18 protein-coding genes are annotated in these 17,994 nt (G+C 34.3%); 17 read left to right on the top strand and 1 reads right to left on the bottom strand.

Annotation, left to right across the window (positions count from 1 at the left end):
• Positions 1 to 138: 138 nt before the first annotated feature.
• From EKM79_RS01480 to EKM79_RS01445, 8 genes are all read left to right on the top strand, one after another.
• The gene (locus EKM79_RS01480) at positions 139 to 1,107 is read left to right on the top strand and encodes an ABC transporter substrate-binding protein (RefSeq protein WP_125565367.1); all 969 of its coding nucleotides are present in this window, start codon (positions 139 to 141) and stop codon (positions 1,105 to 1,107) included.
• Positions 1,108 to 1,123: 16 nt separating this feature from the next.
• Positions 1,124 to 2,101: an ABC transporter permease gene (locus EKM79_RS01475; RefSeq protein ID WP_125565366.1), complete on the top strand. Its 978-nt coding sequence runs from the start codon at positions 1,124 to 1,126 to the stop codon at positions 2,099 to 2,101.
• Positions 2,025 to 2,801 (top strand): ABC transporter ATP-binding protein, encoded by a 777-nt coding sequence (locus tag EKM79_RS01470; RefSeq protein ID WP_125565365.1) that lies wholly within the window; start codon positions 2,025 to 2,027, stop codon positions 2,799 to 2,801. Before EKM79_RS01475 ends, EKM79_RS01470 begins: the two co-directional genes overlap by 77 nt.
• A gap of 142 nt (positions 2,802 to 2,943) precedes the next feature.
• Positions 2,944 to 4,245, top strand: coding sequence for a Y-family DNA polymerase (locus EKM79_RS01465; RefSeq protein WP_125565364.1), 1,302 nt, complete (start codon positions 2,944 to 2,946; stop codon positions 4,243 to 4,245).
• A complete protein-coding gene (locus EKM79_RS01460) occupies positions 4,223 to 4,564 on the top strand; it encodes an acetyl-CoA carboxylase (RefSeq protein WP_246005595.1) in 342 nt (113 codons plus the stop codon). Before EKM79_RS01465 ends, EKM79_RS01460 begins: the two co-directional genes overlap by 23 nt.
• Positions 4,557 to 4,934: a hypothetical protein gene (locus tag EKM79_RS01455; RefSeq protein ID WP_125565363.1), complete on the top strand. Its 378-nt coding sequence runs from the start codon at positions 4,557 to 4,559 to the stop codon at positions 4,932 to 4,934. The genes EKM79_RS01460 and EKM79_RS01455 overlap by 8 nt, the downstream gene beginning before the upstream one ends.
• Positions 4,935 to 5,345: 411 nt before the next feature.
• Positions 5,346 to 7,502, top strand: coding sequence for an L-type lectin family protein (locus tag EKM79_RS01450; protein ID WP_125565362.1), 2,157 nt, complete (start codon positions 5,346 to 5,348; stop codon positions 7,500 to 7,502).
• Between the two features lie 257 nt (positions 7,503 to 7,759).
• On the top strand, positions 7,760 to 10,102 hold the full coding sequence (locus EKM79_RS01445; RefSeq protein WP_164505971.1) for an L-type lectin family protein: 2,343 nt from the start codon (positions 7,760 to 7,762) through the stop codon (positions 10,100 to 10,102).
• Positions 10,103 to 10,174: 72 nt separating this feature from the next.
• Here EKM79_RS01445 and EKM79_RS01440 read toward each other — a convergent pair whose 3' ends face one another.
• A complete protein-coding gene (locus EKM79_RS01440; RefSeq protein WP_125565360.1) occupies positions 10,175 to 10,885 on the bottom strand; it encodes a B3/B4 domain-containing protein in 711 nt (236 codons plus the stop codon).
• A gap of 136 nt (positions 10,886 to 11,021) precedes the next feature.
• Between EKM79_RS01440 and EKM79_RS01435 the strand changes: the two genes are divergently transcribed.
• From EKM79_RS01435 to EKM79_RS01395, 9 genes are all read left to right on the top strand, one after another.
• Positions 11,022 to 11,714, top strand: a complete 693-nt coding sequence (locus EKM79_RS01435; RefSeq protein ID WP_125565359.1) for an NAD(P)H-dependent oxidoreductase — start codon at positions 11,022 to 11,024, stop codon at positions 11,712 to 11,714.
• Positions 11,707 to 11,895 carry a hypothetical protein gene (locus EKM79_RS01430; protein ID WP_246005594.1) on the top strand — a complete coding sequence of 63 codons (189 nt, stop codon included), beginning with the start codon at positions 11,707 to 11,709 and terminating at the stop codon, positions 11,893 to 11,895. The genes EKM79_RS01435 and EKM79_RS01430 overlap by 8 nt, the downstream gene beginning before the upstream one ends.
• Positions 11,896 to 12,074: 179 nt before the next feature.
• Positions 12,075 to 12,692 (top strand): WxL domain-containing protein, encoded by a 618-nt coding sequence (locus EKM79_RS01425; RefSeq protein WP_125565358.1) that lies wholly within the window; start codon positions 12,075 to 12,077, stop codon positions 12,690 to 12,692.
• Positions 12,693 to 12,807: 115 nt separating this feature from the next.
• On the top strand, positions 12,808 to 13,821 hold the full coding sequence (locus tag EKM79_RS01420) for a WxLIP family cell surface protein (RefSeq protein WP_164505970.1): 1,014 nt from the start codon (positions 12,808 to 12,810) through the stop codon (positions 13,819 to 13,821).
• Between the two features lie 143 nt (positions 13,822 to 13,964).
• Positions 13,965 to 15,095, top strand: a complete 1,131-nt coding sequence (locus EKM79_RS01415; protein ID WP_125565356.1) for a helix-turn-helix transcriptional regulator — start codon at positions 13,965 to 13,967, stop codon at positions 15,093 to 15,095.
• Positions 15,088 to 15,297, top strand: a complete 210-nt coding sequence (locus tag EKM79_RS01410) for a PLDc N-terminal domain-containing protein (protein ID WP_125565355.1) — start codon at positions 15,088 to 15,090, stop codon at positions 15,295 to 15,297. The genes EKM79_RS01415 and EKM79_RS01410 overlap by 8 nt, the downstream gene beginning before the upstream one ends.
• Complete coding sequence (locus EKM79_RS01405) at positions 15,297 to 16,202, top strand: ABC transporter ATP-binding protein (protein WP_125565354.1); 906 nt, start codon at positions 15,297 to 15,299, stop codon at positions 16,200 to 16,202. The genes EKM79_RS01410 and EKM79_RS01405 overlap by 1 nt, the downstream gene beginning before the upstream one ends.
• Positions 16,199 to 16,963, top strand: coding sequence for an ABC transporter permease (locus tag EKM79_RS01400; protein WP_125565353.1), 765 nt, complete (start codon positions 16,199 to 16,201; stop codon positions 16,961 to 16,963). The genes EKM79_RS01405 and EKM79_RS01400 overlap by 4 nt, the downstream gene beginning before the upstream one ends.
• 93 nt (positions 16,964 to 17,056) lie before the next feature.
• The gene (locus EKM79_RS01395) at positions 17,057 to 17,914 is read left to right on the top strand and encodes an SDR family oxidoreductase (protein WP_125565352.1); all 858 of its coding nucleotides are present in this window, start codon (positions 17,057 to 17,059) and stop codon (positions 17,912 to 17,914) included.
• Positions 17,915 to 17,994 lie beyond the last annotated feature (80 nt).

Below are 17,994 nucleotides of genomic sequence, written 5' to 3'. Positions count from 1 at the left end.
AACATGTCATGAGCCAGATAGATACGGGTAAAATCTATCTGGAGACAATATTCGGGCCCGATGTTTAACCAGATGGATTTTCTAAAAATCTATCTGGCTTTTTATTTACCTTTTTTAATTATCGGGAGGATATTACTTATGAAAAAATATTTAATGGGATTAATAACACTAATTATGGCAATGGTAGTATTGGCTGGTTGCTCTTCATCATCAAAATCGGATAGCAAGACGATCAATGTTGGTATCTTACAAAATGTTCAACATGGATCACTTGATGCTGCTAGAAATGGCTTCAAGTCAGGATTAACTGAGGCTGTTAAAAAGCATGATAAGTCAATGAAAGTTAATTATACGTATATGAACGCTCAAGGTGATCAATCGAATGTGAACTCAATGAGTCAACAATTGGTTCAAAAAAAGCCTTCACTCATGTTGGCAATAGGGACACAAGCAGCACAGGGGTTAGCTAAAAAAACAAAAACAACACCAATCATTGTTACAGCTGTCACAGATCCTAAAGGCGCAGGTTTAGTTAAATCAAATAATAAACCTAATACAAATGTAACGGGAGCAAGCGATAGCGCACCCGTTGAGAAGCAAATGAAGCTATTAAAGTCAATTGTTAAAAATGATAAACCCATTGGTATTATGTATAACTCATCTGAAGAGAACTCAGTACTTTTGGTTAATAGAGCTAAAAAATATGCCAAGAAAAATAATATTGCAATTAAAACTGTCAGTGTAACAAGTACTAATGATGTTGCTAGTGCAGTCTCAGGAATGAAGAATAATGTTTCAGGTATCTACTTACCAACAGATAATTTGATGGCAAGTTCAATGAAAACCATTGGTAAAAAAGCTAGAGAAGCAAAACTTCCAGTAGTTACTGGATCTATCGAAATGGCGCAAGACGGTGGTACAACGACTTATGGAATCAATTATAAAGACCTTGGTAAACAGGCAGGAGATATGGCCTATCAAGTATTGATCAATAAGAAAAAGCCACAAACAATGGCTGTAGAAACTTCAAAGACTTTAAAATTATATGTTAATAAAGCAAATGCTAAGGAAATTGGTATCGATCCTAGCTCAATTACAAAACCTTAAAAGGAGATATTCATATATGCTTATATCTAGCTTAGGACAAGGATTGCTGTGGGCGCCTTTGGTTATAGGTGTTTTCATCACATTTAGAATTTTGGACATACCAGATTTGACGACAGAAGGAAGTTTTCCATTTGGTGCTGCAGTCACAATTAGTTTGATGCTTCAAGGACATTCAACATTTATTGCGACTCTTGCTGGGTTTGTTGCTGGATGTTTGGCAGGGATGATAACTGGTATTTTGGATACGAAACTGCGAATCCCTTCTTTGTTGGCGGGAATTTTAACAATGACAGGTTTATATTCAGTGAATATGCACATTATGGGTAAGTCTAATATTCCATTGTTAGACCAAAAAGTATTGACTAATTACTTACCGGATAGCATCAATCCAGATGTCCAGACGATTATTGTTGGATTGATTATTGTGTCAATAGTTGTGTTTCTTCTGTATAGCCTCTTCAAGACAAGATTGGGATTATCTTTGATGGCAACTGGTAATAACAAGGCTATGAGTGCCGCCAATGGTATTAAAACTGATGGCATGATTATATTTGGTTACATGATTTCAAATGGATTGATAGCTTTATCGGGATCCCTAATTGCTCAGAGCAATGGATATGCTGATATTGGAATGGGAATTGGAACAATTGTCATCGGATTGGCCTCAGTTCTTGTAGGTGAAATATTCTTGCGTGGTCGAAAAGTAATGGTGAGATTGATGGCAATGGTAGTAGGGGCAATAATTTATCGTCTATTACTCACAATTGCAATGGGATTAGGATTCCCACCAGATGATTTGAAGATTTTGTCAGCAATAATCTTAGTTATTGTTATCTGTGTTCCAATTATTCAAAATCGTATAAATACAAAGAGACAGCTAAAACAGTATCTAGCACAGTTATCGGAAGGTGAAGATTATGAACAACGAAACGAAGTCGGAAATACTAGTGGTCAAGAATTTGCAAAAGGTATTCTTTCCAGGGACGGAGAATGAGAAACATATTTTGAAAAATGTTAGTTTGAAAGTTTACGACGGTGACTTTATATCAGTTATTGGTAATAATGGTGCGGGTAAGTCAACATTATTAAATACAATTGCTGGAACTTTATCAGCTGATGCCGGAAAAATTGTTTTGGATAATCATAATATGGTTAAAAGGCCAGTTTCATATCGTGCTCGTTGGATGTCACGTGTGTTTCAGGATCCAAAGATGGGAACTGCAGGTGATTTAAGCGTTGCTGAAAATTTAGTTTTAGCTCAGGATCATACTAATACGTTTAGTCTTCGTAGATTTAGAAGAGTTGACCGTTGGAATAGATATCAAGAACTATTGAAAACATTGAATATGGGATTGGAAAACAGACTAGAGACCCAAGTTAAGTATTTGTCAGGTGGTCAGCGTCAGGCCTTATCGCTATTAATGGCGACTCTAAGTAAGCCAAAATTATTGTTGTTGGATGAGCATACTGCTGCCCTAGATCCCAAAACTAGTCGTGATGTTATGGATATAACTCGTGAAATTGTTACGCATGAGGGATTGACGACAATGATGATAACCCACAAGATGTCGGATGCTTTGAAGTATGGAAACAGACTGATTATGGTGCAGGATGGTCAGATTAAATTAGATGTACGTGGCGAAGAAAAGCAAAATCTTAAATCTGAAGATCTTGTAAAATTATTTCAAGATTAAATAATATAAACATCTATGATTTTTTTCATAGATGTTTTTTGATGTTTAATTTGGATAAAAAATAGATTGACAAAATAGAACATATGTTCGTATAATTGGACTTGTAAGATATTTATTAAGTAATAGAAGGTAGGTATTAACGATGGATTATAGCAAAGAACCACATGGTGTTTTTTTCTTAATTGATAATAAATCGTTTTATGCCAGTGTTGAGGCTACAATGCGAGGCCTGAATCCTTTAAAAGAGTTACTCGTTGTTATGAGTGAAGCTGACAATACCAATGGAGGACTAGTTTTAGCAACCTCTCCAATGGCTAAAAAATTATTCCATCTTCAAGCCAATGTTTCTCGTCAACGCAATTTGCCTCAAGATCCTAGATTAATTGTTGTACCACCACGTATGAATTTGTATATTAAACGAAATCTTCAAATTAACAGTATTTTTCGTGAGTTTGCTGCTGAGTGTGATGTTTGGCCATATTCAATTGATGAGTCCATTATTGATATGACTAAATCGTGGCGTTTATTCGGTGATAGTCCTAGGGAAGTAGCACGCTTGATTCAAAAGACAGTCCGACACCGATTGGGATTATACACAACCGTAGGAATTGGTGACAATCCAGTTCAAGCAAAAATTGCTTTGGATATTTACGCCAAACATGATCCTGAACTAATGGGTGAAATTCATTATGAGACTGTCCCTGAAAAGATTTGGACAATTGAGAATATGACAGATGTCTGGAGTATTGCTAAACGAACTGAAAAACGTTTGAAAAGCCTTGGTATTCATAATATGAGAGAACTGGCTTTAAGTAATCCATTTTATTTGAAAGAAAAGCTTGGCTTGATTGGTGAACAGATTTTTGCAATTGCCTGGGGAATTGATCGAACTCGCTTAGCGGATAATATTACGCCCAAGTCTCACAGTATTGGAAATTCACAAGTTTTACCACGAGATTATTTTGACAAAAAAGAAATTGAGACAGTGATTAAAGAGATGGGTCAACAAGTAGCATCACGATTACGGCATCATCACAAACAGGCAGGATGTCTCTATTTGAGTGTGACGTATTCATATTCTGCCCGAGCCGAAGGAGAACGTGGTGGCTTCAGTATTGCTGACAATTTGAATCCTACGGATAGTGACCAAGATATTTCTGAATTATTGATATATTTGTTTGAAAGTCAATGGCAAGGACAACCGGTTAGAAATTTGGCAGTTTATTCTTCAAAATTGATTACCAAAACAGCTCAACAGTTAGACTTTTTTACCCCAGTGAAGCAGCAATTTCAAAAAGAAGATAAGCTGGCAATTATTGATGAAATTCGCTCCAAGTATGGATTTCATTCATTAGTATATGCAAATAGCTTATTAAAAGGTGGTACGGCAATCCATCGTGCTACGCTAGTTGGTGGTCACAATGGTGGCAATGCTTATGAGTAGTGATAATGATTTTCGCATTATTATTTCGCGGATTGAAACATATTTTATTAGACGTCGAGATACCGAATATTATTTGCAAGTCGTGAATGATAAGTACGATGAAACGTATAACTTTTTTTTCAATATTAGTCCGCGTGGGAAGAGGGTACATTCCATTCCTTTGCATACGGTTGAGGACTATCGGTTGTTATATTTAGAAAAACTAATTAATAAAATTTTCGAGAAATATCAATTCTCAATTAAGTATGATGGCTTCGTAGGTTTGCGCTGGCCGTTGAGTCAAGAATTAATTCAGAAAAGACGACATAAAGATGAGTAGTAAATATGAATATGATCCTGCAACTGTGCAGTCATTTTTTGATAACTATTATCACGATCGTGGAAAGATGAAATGGCAAGGATTTTATTTATCAGATCACACAGCTGCATTAAATCAACAGATGAAACAAATTCAACATACTAATCAATTACGACAAGAACAAACCAGTACTGAAATAACAAAACTCTTGATGCAATCATTCACATATAATCGAGTAATCAAAGTACAACTAAACATTTATGATAAAAATAACGAGGTTGAAGCTGATTTGATTGGCAAAGTCAGTGGTTATGATGATGATTTGTTTTATATTGATTCTGGTGAACAATTTTATCTTGAGGACATTCGTAATGTTGAAGTTGTCATGTAAATCAAACAGCCTAAGATTAATTCTGAGTAAAGAGACTTATCTTTATTTAGAATTAATCTTAGACTGCTTTTTAGTTTATTTGTGTGTAAGTTGTAAAAGGATTGTTTTCAAAAAGAATATATTTTTCTGAAAATAAAAGTGTGTTATATGAGATTTATTGATACTAATTTGATACAATATGGTTGCAAAATTGATAAAAATAAATTTTGAAAAGTGATATAAAATAAAGGCCATTAAATAAAGCAATAAAATTATATTTATATATTTAGTATTTTTTGATTTGTTTCAATAATAATTAACTCTAAGGGAAGGGTTTCTATGCTATTTTATAAAAAAATATTATTGATTTCTTTTACAATGATCACTTTTCTTGCGTTGGTTACTATATTTAATTCTGCGACGATAAATGTTATGGCGGAAACATTAGATAAAGATGATTTTGAACATGCCATGCAGACAGCCCCTAGAGGATTAGATATTGACGATCCCGCGTTTAAATTAGGAACTTTTGATGGGAATGAAGCCCAAGTTCTTCGTCGGAATGATGATCCTAATGATCGTTCAGGAGTACTTAAAGTAACTGATAATATTAATCAAATAGGTGCCATATGGAGTAATTTTGCTGCGGATAATTATTTTGATTTAGATAAACCGCAAATATTATCTATGTGGTTGTATTTTGGTCGTCCCTTTGGAAGCGATGAGTTGGAAGTTGGAGACGGAATGGCATTTGTATTACAGAATGATCCTAGAGAATATGGCGCAATCTCAACTTATGATGGCAAACCAGCCGTCGGTGAGACTCTTGGCGTGTGGGGGGTTGACTTTGATAATATCGCTCATAATGGTAAGTATGCTACTAAGGAAGATATTGCCAAGACAGCCATTCAGAATAGTTGGGCTTTGGAATTTGATACTTTTGTGAACAAATTACAAATGTTTGAGCAAGTGAATGGAAAAGGTGTTTCGTTTGATATGGATAGACAAGGACAACATATAGGTAATAATTACCCTGCTAATCCATTAACTTATGATAATAGATTAACGAATTCTTCAGTAGGTTCTAGTGATCCAAAGCAATATTTTGTTCTGAATCATGGTGATGGTTTTCAATTTATGAAATTAACAAATCAAACTTGGAGACACATGACCGTTAAATGGGATCCGTCAAGTAAAAAAATGAGCTTTTCACTTGATGATAAGAATTTGGATGGTACTGCCCAGGGAACAACCTATTACAAAACGGTTGATTTACATACCGATAATTTTAATTTCAAAAATGCGGATCATAGAGTTCATTGGGGATTTACCGGTACGACCGGTAGATTTACAGAGAACAATTTAATCGTTTTTGAGTCAATTCCATCATTTATTAATGCTGAATCGCATGTAACTATTGATGATTTGACAACTAATAAACCTGTCAATACTGATGACAGTGTAAATATAGGTGATAACTTAGATTTTAATTACAGATTAAAGTACACCAGTGGGTCTAAAAACTGGGAAGATATTTTAGCCAATATTAATTTGCCGAAGCAAGTGACTTTTAAGTCTGGAGATATAACTTATGATGATGGTTCTTTAACAGAACATATAAGTGCCGATGAGCTAAAGGATAATAATATACAGCACACTTTAAAAGGGGTCTTGAATAATAATCACCCAAATGCAAAAATCACACTTCATACCACAGTGAACCCTGTTAAAACTTCAACCACAGTTGCTAAGCAACATGCCTCGTTCAAAAGTGATAATTTTATTATTGATGATGACACCCCAAGATTTAGAATAACTGTAGATGATTTGATGATTAGTACCGATCCGTCAGATACAATTAGTTTTCCAAATATTGATACTATACCTGAAAATGTATTAATAGAGGGATCTGTCTGGTATGGAACTGGTATGTTGATAAGACCAAGCAATATTACTATGTATAGTTCTCTAAATGGTGAACAAAACGATCCCATGGTTCTAACCACTCAAAAGGATTTTCAGACCGCTACGTTTAACTTAAATGTTCCTAAAGATAAGCTGCATGTTGGTCCCAATATACTTAAGTTACATGCTGTTTCTAATGTTACTAATAATGGTGTGACAGCCACCTTGCAGTCAAGAGAAGTACAGATAACTATTAATGTTGATGGTGGGTTGCGATTTGGAAACGTAAGTAAAGATGTGTCATTTAACCCAGTAAATCTTTCATATGATGGTCAGATTGTACAAAGGCAAAGTGGTTGGGAAGTTGAAGTTATAGATGGTCGAAGTGGCGAGAGTAGCTGGACTTTACAAGCGGAGGCATCTAAATTAAATAAATTAGATACTAAAGAAGCTCTAAATGGTGAGATGGTTTATAAGGACACTGCTGGTGAACTTTTGTCATTGGCATCACCAACTGATATTTATACGAATAAAAAAGATACTGATACCAGTCAAAAAGTGGATATTGTTAAAGATTGGAATAATAAATTAGGTATCTTTCTTAAACTCAATGGTGATAATTCAAGTGGTAGTTATTCTGGCAAGATAACTTGGAGTTTAATAGATGGTATTAAGAATATGTAATGAAAAATAAGTTTGTAATTACAAGATGAAGTGCCCCTTAAATGCTGGATTTTTGTCTAACATTTAGGGGGCACTTCACGTTCATCAGCACTGCAATGTAAACAGTTGATACTTTTTTAAAATAAATGTATATCTTATGAGATTTATTTTCACTTTTTTGATACAATATGTAAATAAAAATGATAATAGTAAATTCTAAGAAAGGTATTTTTATGGTGTTTAATAAAAAACGTTATAAAATATTATTTATATTTTTTGTGCTTTTTAATTTATTTACAATTAAGAGTATTGATGGAAATATTACTGAAGTTTATGCGGATGCAGATGAAGGTACGTATGTTACTCCAGCTGATGCAGAATCTGCCGATCCTGTGGATTTTAAAAATGCCTTGGATACTGCTCCTAGAGGATTGGATATTTCTGATCCCACATTTTTATTAGGAAAATTTAAAGATCCAGGCTCCGATGAAAATATTAATTCATCAAAAGTGATTTTGAGATCTCCTGAAAATCCAGATGATAAAACGGGTATTTTAAGGGTTACTCATGGTTTTAATCAATTAGGATCTATTTGGAGTAATATAGATAAATCTAATTTCTTAGATGTTTCGCAAGATCAGTCCATGTCTATGTGGTTGTACTTTGGAAGACCATTACATCCTGAAAATCCCAAAGAAGTCGGTGATGGAATGGCATTTGTTTTACAAAATGCAAAGCCTGATTCCTCAGCACTAAATCCATTTGGTGGAATTGAAGCAATATCTAGGTATAATGGGAAAGCAGCTCATGGTGAAACTTTAGGTGTTTGGGGAGCAGATTTTAATAACCTTCAAAGTAAGTTTGAATTATCTAAAACTGCGATTCAGAATAGTTTTGCCATTGAATTTGATACTTTTCTAAATAGACTTACGGCTATAGATGATATCAATGGGAGAGGAGTCTCGTTTGATGCGGATATTTTAGCGGGTAGGAATCCAAGTGGAAGTTTTGACTACTATCAACAGATAAAAGGTCAACATATTAGTATGGATTATCCCGACGGATACGAAAATAATGATCTAGATCCAGAGTTTTTTGATCATAATGCCACATATCAGCGCAGTGATAGTTGGGGTAATGGGGGGAGTAAGTACTTCTATAAAATGAACCACAAGAACCTTCGTGATGAAGTATCTTTAACCGATGCAAGGTGGCATCATATAACGGTTAAATTTAATCATGAAACTAGTACCTTGTCTTATGCATTTGATGATAAGGATTTAAATGGTATAGCACAAGATACGACTATTCGTGGTTCACAAAAACTAGATATGAGTCATTTTAAATTAGGTGATAGTAAGAAGTTAAGATGGGGATTTACTGGTAGTACAGGTAAATTTTTTGAGAATAATTTAATTGTGTTTGAGTCCATTCCTTCGTTTGTTAATGCTGATTCTACAGTTAGTTTAAAAGATTTAACTAAGGGCAATACTATTCCGGGAAATGACGATAAGGTAAATGTTGGGGATGACTTAGATTTTATTTATGATTTAGATTATAAAAATGGTTCAAAAGAGTGGAATGAGATTTCCGCAACGATGTACTTACCATCTGAAGTTACTTTTAAAGATGGAATAATAACTTATGATGATGATCCAGATCACCCTGAGTTTATTTCTAATTCTGAGTTTAATAATGGAAAAGTAAATCATTTATTGTTAAAAAGTTTATCAAATGATAATCGACATGCAAAAATAGAATTACACACAACCGTTAATAATCAGACTCAACCCGTTTCTGTTGGGGAACAACATGCACATTTTGCTAGTGATAATTTTATCGTGGATGATAATACTCCAAAGTTTAATATTACAATACCGTCAATGTTACTAACGACTGATCCATCAGGTACAGTTAACTATGGTTCGATGGATGCAGTACCCGATTTAGTGCCAATTCGGGGTACTGTTAAATACTCTAATAACCAAATTATAGATCCATCAAAGGTTACATTACATTATATTGTTAATAGTAATCCTGCAAATAGTTTCAAATTAACAGGTACTCAATCAAATTTTGCATCTTTTAATTTTGATGTTCTTAAATCTCAATTGTTTATAGGTCCGAATACAGTCAAAATATATGCGACCGACGATTCTGGTCAAACAACGTCACAGAGTGTGATTAACATATTTATCGGTGGGGGGTTACAGTTTGGAAAAGTGAGTCGTGATGTTTCATTTAATTCAGTAAATGTGGGATATGCTGGTCAGTTGGTCCCAAGAAAAGAACCATGGCAATTAGAGGTTACTGATGGCCGAAGTGGTGAAAGTAGTTGGACCTTGCAAGCAGAAGCAGATAAGATGATTAACGAAGAAAATAAAAAATTACTTGATGGTGATATTGTTTATAAAAGCTTGGGTGGAGAGTTAATGCCCTTGTCCGAACTAACAAGTATTTATACGAATATTAAGAATTCAAATTCCAGTCAGACGGTTGATGTTGCTAAACAGTGGGATAGTCAAACTGGAATATTTCTTAAACTTAATGGTCGTAACACCAGTGGTAAATATTCTGGGAAAATAACTTGGAGTTTAATAGATGGAATTAAGAATATTTAATTTTATTTCAATTGGCTGAATACAAAAAATCGGATCAACATTTAATTAATAGATGTTGATCCGATTTTTAAGTTATTTTTTAAATATGAACTCAGGATTTTCCTTACTAATAATAGTTAAATCGTTGATGTCGATATCTAAGTAATCCTTGAAACGACTGATTAACTGTTTACCAGCTTCAGTATGATCGTCTTTTCGTTCAGGTTGAATATTTTCCATGTAGAATAATAGATTTTTGGTATCATCAGTGGCTTCTACACGAGAGCTATCACGCCATGCCCAGCAACGAGAAAGAACACCTTTGTCATCGCGATAAATAACCTCACCAGGTAGTGCTTCTTCAGTCTCATCTTCACCGATTGGTACAAATGGTTCTCCACCTTTAGCTACTGTTAAGTGGACGTCACCAACTATGTTATCTAAATCCTCAGCAGCAATTGGAAATGCATATTCAAGCGATACGGAGTTATAAACATCAACCACCGGATTGATATTACCAACTCCTTTATCGTTTTTAGCCCGTTTTAGAAGGTTTTCAACGGCGTTACGTGCACCTTTTTTGGTTTTGAATTTCCGGTATGCTTCGCGCCAAGCGTGTACAACAGGATTGGCACTAATTGGGTCATCAGGTACCCATTTCTTAGCAACCTCATTAGCATGTTGAATTAAGTTATCAGGAACATTGCTATCATCATGATTATCAATATTGTGTGCTGTCATACAAGAGATTTCAACATCAGGAAATATTTCCCAGAATTCTGGATCAACGATAATTTTTTGCATTTTATCCTCCAAGTAATTTAAATAACAAATTTATGTTTACGTTTATATTCACTAATTATATCACTTAGACCGAATCTTGTGAGAAGCTGTAATAATCAAAATATGTTATTCTAAAAACACTATGGAGGTGTGAATTATGAAAACTTTAATTATTGTTTCACATCCAGAAATTGATAATTCTCAAACACAACAATTTTTAAAAAAAGGTGCAGAAGAATCAAAAGCCGTTTGGCATCATGTTGAATCTTTGGATAGCATCGATATATCAAAAGAACAGGATTTGTTACGTCAGGCGGATAGAATTATTTTTCAATTTCCACTGTATTGGTATGCTGCGCCATATGGGCTGAAAAAGTGGGAAGATAAGGTTCTTACTCGTAATTTTATTTATGGTGATGGAAGTTTTCCATTAGAAAACAAGCAATTTGGTATTGTCGTAACAACAGGTATGCCATTGAAGGATTTCAAAAAAGGAGCGACCGAGAACATCACCTTAGATGAAGCCATGGCGCCATATCGAGCGATTGCAAATTTAGGAAAAATGAAGATCATGCCACTGTTTGCAGTGCCACAATTTTGGTACATGTCAGAGGATGAACAAATGCAGATGTTAATTGATTATCAACGTTATTTAACTCAACAATTGCCTGATTCGTTAGTAAATTGCCAACAGTGGTTTGAGCAGCGACTTCATGATTTTGTTGATAATCTTGAGAATGGTGATAAAGTCATGGGTAACTTGATTCTAGATACTTTTGTTCAGAATATGGAAGATTTAGATCAAGTTAGTGACACTTTGAAGATGATTAAGGAAGGTGAGGATGAATAATATGAATGAACAATCAGAGTGGTTGCTCCAACAGATTGATCAACTAAAAGATTCTCAACCTGAATATGAAAAACGTGCATTTTTAACAGCATTGAAAAAAGTTGTCATTGAACAAACTACTAGAACTGATCAAATACAGCATGAACTTGATGGACGTTTGTGGAATCATGATAAATGGTAATGATTTGATAATATAAATTAAAGATATTTTTATTATGTCTTTAGTTTATTTTTTTTGAGCGTTTATTTTGATAACGGATAATAAAAGGACTATAAAGACGGTGGATGTTTAAACATATTAATGGCATCCAAATAAAATAGTATTTTTACGAGAAAGCTTTTTTATTCGAGGATTAAATCATGAAAAAATTAATTAAGGGAACGGCTGTGTTGGGAGCAATCGCCCTTGGGGCAGTCTCGACAGTCTTGACGGTAGCAGCCGACACGACGACATCGCCAGAAACGAGTCCAGCACCACAAACGTCAGCTTCTGATGCGACAATTCTACAAACAGGTTCTCTAGCTTTGGATAAAGTTCCAACAATCAGCTTTGGTAGTCAAAACTATTCTGTTGGTAAAACAACATATGCATCTACTGCTATTTCTGCACTACATGTAACTAACCCAGGATTTGCTTCAGGTTGGAATGTAACTGTTGCCCAAACTACACCATTTAAAGATACGGCTTCAGGTAGCGCATTAACTCTTAAGGGTGCTACGTTGTCACTAGATTCAACCACTACAGATCCAATCACAGCTGATGATTCAACCAATGTCTCAGCTGCACCATCATACATTACACCACTTACATTGAGTTCAACGGCGGTTCAAGTTGAAAGTGCTGCCGCTGGAGCTGGTGTTGGTGCTTATACAACGCAATATGCAAACAATGAAGCATCATTGTACGTACCAGCTGGTAATTTACCAGCCGCATATGAATCAACGTTGACTTGGACGTTGTCTGATGCTCCATCATAGAAAGTATTTTAAAATATTTTTTGAAGGACAATACTAAAATGTATTGCCTTTCTTTTATCGAAATTTGAGGCTTGTAACCTCACATCTCGTTCTTGACTAGGAAGGATGGATGATAATGATAAAGAAAATATTCTTACCAATTGCTTTAATGTTCAGTGCATTATTTGTATTTTTAGTAGCGGGAACCACTTCTGTTAAGGCCGATACTTTGAATTATACGGTCGGGGCGGATTTGCCGGACAATCAAATTGAAAAGTCTGGGGCATACTTTGATCTGAAAGTGACTCCAGGACAAAGTCAAGATTTGACTATCAAAATTAATAATAAAGATAATGAGAGCCACCACTATGAAGTGTCAGTAAATCGTGGCCTGACTAATAACAATGGTATTATTGATTATGGTACCCATGGATCACCTGAAAAAGATGAATTAAAATACAATATTGAATCATTAGTAACAAGTCCGCAAGATGTAGTAGTTGATGCTAACTCGACTAAATTAGTAACTGTTCATCTAGATTCTCCTAAGGATAATTTTTCAGGAGTGATTCTTGGTGGAATTAGAGTTCAAGAGATAACTTCCGCACCAAAAGCAAAGAAAAAAGGCATCAGCATTAATAATGAATATGCTTATGTTATCGGATTGGAATTAAAACAAAATGAAGATAAAATCAAACCTAAGATTCAATTAGGTGACATTAGTGAGAAACAGTTTAACAACTATAATTATGTGGCTGCTAATTTGATTAATCCTACACCTTCAATAATTGATAATATATCTGTCAATGCGACAGTCAAAGATATGAAAGGTAAACAAGTTTACTCTCAAAAGAGATCTAAATTATCTATGGCACCAAATAGCGACTTTGATTATTTAATTGGTAGTCCATCGCAAACTTTGAAGTCTGGAACTTATGAGCTTGTATTGGATGCTAAATCAGGCACAACTAGCTGGCACTTTGACCGTAAGTTCACCATTACAACTGAAACGGCTAAGAAACTAGCTAAGACATCTGTCGTTAAGAATTCAGGACCAAATTACTTATTGATTGCCTTTATCATCGCAATTTTGTTGGTAATGATCTTAGTTATTTTGGAATATCGCAAGAGACGTGTTAATAAACATTAATAAATAGAGCAAAAGCTGCAGAAATGCAGCTTTTTTGTTTCTCCATAGTTGATTATTAGTATGTATAGTTAACTTTGTATCGCTATACTTAATTTTGTCTACCTAATATAATTAGTTTATAAAGTAATTTATTGGAGGCAAATATGAGGCTGAATATGGGAAATATTATTTTACAGAATCGCAAAAAACAGAAAATTACGCAACAGCAACTCGCTGATTTTATTGGTGTCTCTAAAGCATCTATATCTAAGTGGGAGAATGGTCAATCTTATCCAGACATTACGTTGGTCCCACTTTTGGCTAGTTATTTTAATATTTCTATCGATGATTTGATGGATTATAGTAATAATCTTTCAACTGAACAAATTCGTCATATTTATACATCTATATCTGCTGAATTTGAAACTAAAACTCCGGAAGAAGTTTGGAATTCAATTGAAGACGTAACACATCGGTATTATTCATGTGCACCATTTATATTGGAAATTGGTCAGTTGTTGTTGAACCATGGTGATTTGCTTCCAGGTCAATCTAAGGAGGATAAAATTAAGACATATTTGAGTAAAGCTCAAGAATTATTTAGTCATGTTTTAGAAATATCCAATGATCCAGTCTTGCTAGATAAGGCCACCAACTATTCAGCATATTGTTCTTTAATGTTAAATAAGCCGGATGAAGTTCTAGATACTTTGGGGGAGTATGTTCCGGAATATTATTCTACTGAAAGCCTAATTGCCTGGGCATATAAAGCAAAAGGAGAGAGGCAAAAGGCAATAACCACTGTTCAAAGTTCTCTATTCCAATATGTCGTTGTTATGCTTAGTCAAATCAACAATTATTTACAATTATTAATAGACAAGCCTGAGAAGTTCGTTTCAACTTACAAAAAGGGACTATCACTTGTTGAGTCTTTTTCATTGAAAGAACTTAACCCAACCATTGTTGCTAATTTTTACATTTCATCGATAATGGGATTTGCACAAATGAAAAGAACTACTCAAGTGTTGGATTGTTTGTCACAATATGTTGATTTATTGGATAATATGAAATTTCCTATTAGATTACACGGTGATGAATATTTCGACGGGATTGATGATTGGCTGAATCAAACTGATTTGGGTCATTCTTTACCTCGTGACGGTAATCAGCTCAAGTCAGACTTTATTACAATTGTCGTTGAAAATCCGTTTTTAAAACAATATCAGGACAATTTAGAATTTGAAGCTATTATTAAACGTTTGAATCGCGTAAAGGAGCGTATGAGCAATGAATAATACGGATATTTTTATGAATAATTTACCACTTTTTATTCCATTGATTTTACTTGAAGTTATTTTAGATGTTGCCGCCTTAGTTCATATTTTTAGACACAAAAATTACCGTGTAGGTAATCGTTTATTGTGGGTCTTATTAACACTACTTTTTAATCCAATTGGAGCTATTTTGTACTTCATTATTGGACGGGAGACGTACTGATGGCACTTCTTGAATTGCATGATGTTAAAAAGAGCTTTGGCGATAAGCAAGTATTAAAAGGACTTAACTTTGAGGTTCCTGAAGGCTCTATTTTCGGATTTGTTGGTGAGAATGGAGCCGGTAAAACTACTACAATGAAGATGATCTTAGGATTGGAGACGATTGATTCTGGAAATATTTTGATAGATGGTACAAAAGTTCATTATGGAAATTCTAATATTAATCGTGAAATTGAATATTTACCGGATGTACCAGAATATTATGGTTATATGAATCCAACTGAATATTTGACTTTATGTGGACAATTAACAGGTATTCCCAAGAGAGACTTGCCGAACAAAATTGTAAAAATGTTAAAAACTGTAGATTTACCTATTAACAAACGTAGGATTCATGGATTTTCTCGTGGGATGAAACAGCGACTAGGCATTGCTCAAGCGTTGCTTAATAGTCCTAGATTGTTGATCTGTGATGAACCAACATCAGCTTTGGATCCAATAGGACGTAGTGAATTTCTTAGTTTGTTAGCTAGTTTAAAAGGAAAAACAACAATAATTTTTTCAACACATATTTTGAATGATGTAGAGCGTATTAGTGATCGTGTTGGAATTCTGCATGACGGTATACTTAAGGCTAATGATAGCTTGGATAATTTGAAACAACAATATGCCAAGTCACAAATTATTTTTGAATTCGAATCAAATGCGTTGGCCCAACGAGCTAATCAGATTATTGGACCTAAGAGTATTCTTAAGCAAAGAAAAGTAATATTAAATTATGAGGATGATTATCATACTAATGCGGAGTCAGCATTGAAGTTACTGTTAAAAAATCATTTAGTTCCAATCTCTATGAAGAGTCAGGAGACTAGTTTAGAAGATATTTTCATGGAGGTAACGTCATGAGGAATACATGGTTTTTTATTCGAAAAGAGTCGTTAGAATCATTGCGTAGTTATCATCTACTAATTATCGCTATTGTCTTTATTATCTTCGGAATTGAAGGTCCACTTATGGCTAAACTAACGCCGGATATATTAAAGATGGCTTCGAGTAGTAGCTTTACTATCAAAATGCCTGATCCGACAAGTATCGATGCTTGGCAACAATATTATAAAAATATGACACAAATTGGGATTTTTGTTTTAGTTGTTATTTTTAGTGGAACGGTTAGTGGCGAAGTTTCTCGAGGTACCTTGGTAAATCTCGTTACAAAAGGATTATCGAGATATTCAATTATTATTGCCAAATATTTTGTGGCGTATATGCAGTGGTGTTTCGCAATATTGATTACCTTTTTGATTAATTGGGCGTATACAGCATATTATTTCCCCGACAATAAGACACCTAACGTTTGGTCGGGTATGAGTCTGTTGATAATATTTGGATTGATGTTTGTTGCAGTCACGATCTTTGGTTCAACTTTAAGTAATAGTAATTACATGGGATTTTTAACTGCGGTGGTTGTTTTTATTATATTGACACTATTGAATTTATTTAAAGAGTTCAAACATTATAATCCTATTGCTTTAGTGACCGATAATATGTCGCTAATCAAAGGGACTAAACAAATTGATACTATTATGCCTGCAATTTGGATTACTATCGTTTCATCAATAGTAATTATTTATTTGGCGATACTGATACTAAATAAGAAAAGACTATAAGATTGTGGCAAGACATAGTTAAGAACTGAATATTTGCATACTTGTAACTAATTGAGTAACATGTGTGTATTGAAAGTTGAGAGGTATCCAAATATGAAATATATTATTACTGGTGCAACGGGTCATTTAGGATCACAAATATTAAAAGAAGTAATGAAACTTGTACCTAACTCTGATATAAGTGTTGGTGTTCATACTGTAAGTAAAGCAAAAAAATTATCTGATCAAGGATTAGAAGTGTTGCCAATTGACTATTTAAACGAGGATATGATGGTCAAGGCTTTAACTGGCAAGGACGTATTTATTTATGTTCCAAGTAAAAGTCATGACAGTTTTAGTCGAGTAACTGAGTTAGAGAATGTTATTTCGGCAGCTGAAAAAGCTAAGATTGGTCATATTTTGGCAATGGGATTTATTGCGGATCAGGCAAACAATCCTTTTGATTTGTCAGCGTTCTACGGTTACTTACCACGTCGATTGGCAGAATCAGATTTGCATTATACGATTATTAAAAATGCGCTCTATGCTGATCCGTTGGTACCATATTTGCCAGAGTTAATTGAGCGCAAAAATGTAATTTATCCAGTCGGAAAAGAAGCTTTGTCGTTCATTAGCTTAGAAGATAGTGCAAAAGCTTTTGCCAAGGTTGCTACAGATGACGAATTGCGTCAGGATGGCAAAGTCTATACATTAACTCAAGATAAAAATTATACTATGACTGAATTGGCATCTGTTTTAACTGAAGTTTCAGGTCATAAGATTGGTTATCAGCCAGTTACTCTAAAAGAGTTTGGTGATATGTATGATCAAGGTGGAGAAGGCCATATGTTAGCTTCAATGTATAAAGCCGGTGGTATGGGTTTACTTGATACATTAACTGATGATTATCAAAAAATAATGGGACGTCCAGCGACTGGATTAAAAGAGTTTTTAACATTGAAATTGAATTAAAAAGGCTCTTTGTCAAATAGTATTGATGAATGATTTTTGGCCTATGGGCATCCTCAATGAGGATGCCTATTTTTATGCAC

It is taken from the genome of Companilactobacillus insicii, from assembly GCF_003946015.1.
Taxonomy (GTDB): Bacteria; Bacillota; Bacilli; order Lactobacillales; family Lactobacillaceae; genus Companilactobacillus; species Companilactobacillus insicii.
Note: the sequence above shows the minus strand (reverse complement) of the source record. Positions and strands in the feature narration are given on the sequence as shown.

What these genes read in the sequence shown, in the direction of transcription:
- EKM79_RS01480 (WP_125565367.1), top strand. Translation starts at nt 139, where the DNA reads ATGAAAAAATATTTAATGGGATTAATAACACTAATTATGGCAATGGTA.
- EKM79_RS01475 (WP_125565366.1), top strand. Translation starts at nt 1,124, where the DNA reads ATGCTTATATCTAGCTTAGGACAAGGATTGCTGTGGGCGCCTTTGGTT.
- EKM79_RS01470 (WP_125565365.1), top strand. Translation starts at nt 2,025, where the DNA reads ATGAACAACGAAACGAAGTCGGAAATACTAGTGGTCAAGAATTTGCAA.
- EKM79_RS01465 (WP_125565364.1), top strand. Translation starts at nt 2,944, where the DNA reads ATGGATTATAGCAAAGAACCACATGGTGTTTTTTTCTTAATTGATAAT.
- EKM79_RS01460 (WP_246005595.1), top strand. Translation starts at nt 4,223, where the DNA reads ATGGTGGCAATGCTTATGAGTAGTGATAATGATTTTCGCATTATTATT.
- EKM79_RS01455 (WP_125565363.1), top strand. Translation starts at nt 4,557, where the DNA reads ATGAGTAGTAAATATGAATATGATCCTGCAACTGTGCAGTCATTTTTT.
- EKM79_RS01450 (WP_125565362.1), top strand. Translation starts at nt 5,346, where the DNA reads ATGGCGGAAACATTAGATAAAGATGATTTTGAACATGCCATGCAGACA.
- EKM79_RS01440 (WP_125565360.1), bottom strand. Translation starts at nt 10,885, where the DNA reads ATGCAAAAAATTATCGTTGATCCAGAATTCTGGGAAATATTTCCTGAT.
- EKM79_RS01435 (WP_125565359.1), top strand. Translation starts at nt 11,022, where the DNA reads ATGAAAACTTTAATTATTGTTTCACATCCAGAAATTGATAATTCTCAA.
- EKM79_RS01430 (WP_246005594.1), top strand. Translation starts at nt 11,707, where the DNA reads ATGAATAATATGAATGAACAATCAGAGTGGTTGCTCCAACAGATTGAT.
- EKM79_RS01425 (WP_125565358.1), top strand. Translation starts at nt 12,075, where the DNA reads ATGAAAAAATTAATTAAGGGAACGGCTGTGTTGGGAGCAATCGCCCTT.
- EKM79_RS01420 (WP_164505970.1), top strand. Translation starts at nt 12,808, where the DNA reads ATGATAAAGAAAATATTCTTACCAATTGCTTTAATGTTCAGTGCATTA.
- EKM79_RS01415 (WP_125565356.1), top strand. Translation starts at nt 13,965, where the DNA reads ATGAGGCTGAATATGGGAAATATTATTTTACAGAATCGCAAAAAACAG.
- EKM79_RS01410 (WP_125565355.1), top strand. Translation starts at nt 15,088, where the DNA reads ATGAATAATACGGATATTTTTATGAATAATTTACCACTTTTTATTCCA.
- EKM79_RS01405 (WP_125565354.1), top strand. Translation starts at nt 15,297, where the DNA reads ATGGCACTTCTTGAATTGCATGATGTTAAAAAGAGCTTTGGCGATAAG.
- EKM79_RS01400 (WP_125565353.1), top strand. Translation starts at nt 16,199, where the DNA reads ATGAGGAATACATGGTTTTTTATTCGAAAAGAGTCGTTAGAATCATTG.
- EKM79_RS01395 (WP_125565352.1), top strand. Translation starts at nt 17,057, where the DNA reads ATGAAATATATTATTACTGGTGCAACGGGTCATTTAGGATCACAAATA.